We start from the raw sequence: 2,879 nt of genomic DNA, 5'->3' as shown, positions 1-2,879 counted from the left end.
GGTCCAGCGAAATGGAGCCGCGCGGGCTGGCGCCGTAGGCGATCCAGTCGGCCAGTTCGGCGTCGAACTTGGCCGGGGTGCGGGTGGCCATCACCAGCTGCACCAGGTATTCCTCAACCGCGTCGGCCATGTACAACCCGAGGATTTCCTTGCGCGCGGCAAAAATGGCCTGCTGGCTGACCCGGCGCTCGGGTTTGCTTTCGCCGCCCAGGGCCTCGCCGCGGGCCTGGGCCAGGATGCGTCGCTCTACCGCGGCGTCGGGGAAGCCGATTTTCACGTGCATCAGGAAACGGTCGAGCTGGGCTTCGGGCAGCGGGTAGGTGCCTTCCTGTTCGATGGGGTTCTGCGTGGCCATGACCAGGAACAGCGGCGACAGGTCGTAGGTACTGCGGCCCACGCTGACCTGGCGCTCGGCCATGGCTTCGAGCAGCGCCGACTGCACCTTGGCCGGTGCGCGGTTGATTTCGTCGGCCAGCACCAGGTTATGGAAGATCGGGCCCTGCTGGAACACGAAACTGCCGGTTTCCGGCCGATAGATTTCGGTACCGGTGATGTCGGCTGGCAGCAGGTCGGGGGTGAACTGGATGCGATGGAACTGTGCCTCGACGCCTTCGGCGAGCTCCTTGATGGCTTTGGTCTTGGCCAGCCCCGGAGCACCTTCCACCAGCATATGGCCATCGGCCAGCAGCACGATCAACAGCCGTTCGACCAGTTTTTCCTGGCCTAGGATCTGGGTGGAAAGAAAGGTGCGCAGCGCGATCAGCGCTTCACGGTGTTCCATCGTCGACGGTTCCTGGTGTGGGGCCGCAGGCGGCTGAAGTCAGCGGCCCTGGCAAGGGGTGATACTTTAATCCATCCGGGGGGGTGGCGACCAATGGCGGCCGGTAAATTTATCCAGGCTTGAGACCTGGGGGTACAGAAATGTCCTGCATGTCGCTGGGCCTCGCCTGATATTCCGCTGCAGTGGCTGGGCGCCCGTTGTACCCGGAGCAGGCCGACGGAACCCGCGCAGCGCTCGATTTCACAGGCGCTGCATCTCTTGGGGCGAGCACCGCCTTGCCAGCTCCTGCGCCACAGTCAGCAGCACCGTCAGCAACATGAACACCATCGACGCAGCAAACACCCCGTTGGCCAGCCGCTGGTCAAGCATCCAGCCGAACGCCACCGGCCCGATGGCGCCGCCGATATTGAACCCGGTAGAGACCAGCCCGAAGGTTTTACCCTCGGCCCCTGGCGGCGCAGCCGCTTTGACCAGCATGTCCCGCGATGGGGCGATCACCCCGGTCAGCAAGCCGATCGCGCCCAGCACCACCACCAGCGGCCAGTCCCGCAGCAGCCCCAGGGCCACCAGCGCGGTCAGCGCCGCCGCCAGCGCGAAGGCCAGTGCCGCCACCAGGCCATGGCGGCGGGTACGGTCAGCCAGGGTTCCACCGCACAACACTCCCGCCGCGCTGCAGAGCAGGAAGGCGGTCAGTGCAGTGTTGGCCCAGGCCAGCGTCAGGCCTTGCCCCTGGACCAAAGCGGCCACGGAGAATTTCTCGATTGCACTGGTGCTCAGGTTGAGCAGGATGAACAGCACCGTCAACACGCCGATCATCGGCGTGAACAAGCGCACGCGGCCGGCCGCATCAGCGCAGGCGGCGGCAGTTTTGTTGCCTGGGCCGGCAACCTGATACACGCCGCTACCGGGCACCGAGATCAACAGCCACGCCGCAACCCCCAATGCCGCGCCCGTCGCCAGGGCTGCCTGCAGGCCGAACAAGGCGGTGATACCCAGAAATACCGCCGGCGTAACCGCCGCGCCGAGGAAGCCTGCGAAGGTATGAATAGAGAACGCCCGGCCCAGGCGGCTTTGCTCGATGCCCTTGGCCAGCAACGCATAGTCGGCAGGGTGGTACACGCCATTGGCCAGGCCGGCCAGGGCCATGGCCACCAGCAGCACCCCATAGCCTGGGCTGACCGCCACCAGCACGAAGCTGAGGCTTCCCAGCAGCAACCCGGCCTTGAGCACTTTGCGTGCACCGTAGTGGTCGACCGCATAGCCCAACGGGGCCTGCACCAGGGCGGAGACGATGTTGAACACCGCCAGGGCGACGCCGAGCTCGACGAAGCCGACCCCCATCAGGCCGGGAAGCACGGGCAGCAGGGCGGGGATCAGCATGATGTGCACATGGCTGACAAAGTGCACGGCAGCAACCTGGGTAAGAAGCTTGGGTGTTCGCGGCATATCGATACCTGTCGAGCGCTGCGCGCCTGTGGCGCGCGCTGAGGGAGTGGGCCCGTTTAACGGGCGCTGCGGCTGACCCGAGGAAGGCGGCCGTTCAGCGCCGCATGGGCCAGCAGGCCGATGACCAGGCCCCAGAAGGCCCCGCCAATGCCGAACAGGCTGATATTGGCCGCTGCCGCCAGGAAGGTGATCAGTGCCGACTCGCGAGCGCGGGCATCGGCCATTGCGCTGGCCAGGCTGCCGCCGATGGTGCCCAGCAGGGCCAGGCCGGCCAGGGTGGTAATGAACGTCCCCGGCAGGGCCATGAACACACTCGCCAGGGTCACCCCGAACACCCCCACCAGGATGTAGCAGACACCGGCGGCAATCCCCGCAACCCAACGCTTGCGCGGGTCTTCGTGGGCTTCCTTGCCGGTGCAGATGGCTGCGGTAATGGCCGCAATGTTGAAGGCGTGCGAGCCAAACGGCGCCATCAGCAACGAGCCCAGGCCAGTGACCGCAACGATCGGGTTGGCGCTGGTGGTGAAGCCGTCGTTGCGCAGCACCAGCATGCCGGGCATGTACTGGCCTGTCAGGGTGATCAGAAACAGTGGCAGGGCCACGCTGAGGGCGGCGTTGAGCGAAAAGCTGGGGGCGGTGAACACTGGCGAGG

Annotated in this window: 3 protein-coding genes; all 3 read right to left on the bottom strand. The window is 66.1% G+C overall.

Features of this window, described 5'->3' with window-relative positions; genetic code table 11:
* Positions 1–781: MoxR family ATPase (locus HP546_RS28645; protein ID WP_172232755.1), on the bottom strand; the 781-nt coding region annotated here is incomplete at its 3' end.
* A gap of 240 nt (positions 782–1,021) precedes the next feature.
* On the bottom strand, positions 1,022–2,227 hold the full coding sequence (locus tag HP546_RS28640; protein ID WP_172232752.1) for an MFS transporter: 1,206 nt from the start codon (positions 2,225–2,227) through the stop codon (positions 1,022–1,024).
* A 56-nt stretch (positions 2,228–2,283) separates the two neighbouring features.
* Positions 2,284–2,879 (bottom strand): benzoate/H(+) symporter BenE family transporter (locus tag HP546_RS28635; RefSeq protein ID WP_172232712.1); only part of this gene is annotated, 596 nt, incomplete at its 5' end.

Source organism: Pseudomonas sp. CM25, from assembly GCF_013179705.1.
GTDB lineage: Bacteria > Pseudomonadota > Gammaproteobacteria > Pseudomonadales > Pseudomonadaceae > Aquipseudomonas.
Note: the sequence above shows the minus strand (reverse complement) of the source record. Positions and strands in the feature narration are given on the sequence as shown.

Excerpts from the sequence above, each read along its gene's own strand:
- HP546_RS28640 (WP_172232752.1), bottom strand. The coding sequence starts at position 2,227 with ATGCCGCGAACACCCAAGCTTCTTACCCAGGTTGCTGCCGTGCACTTT.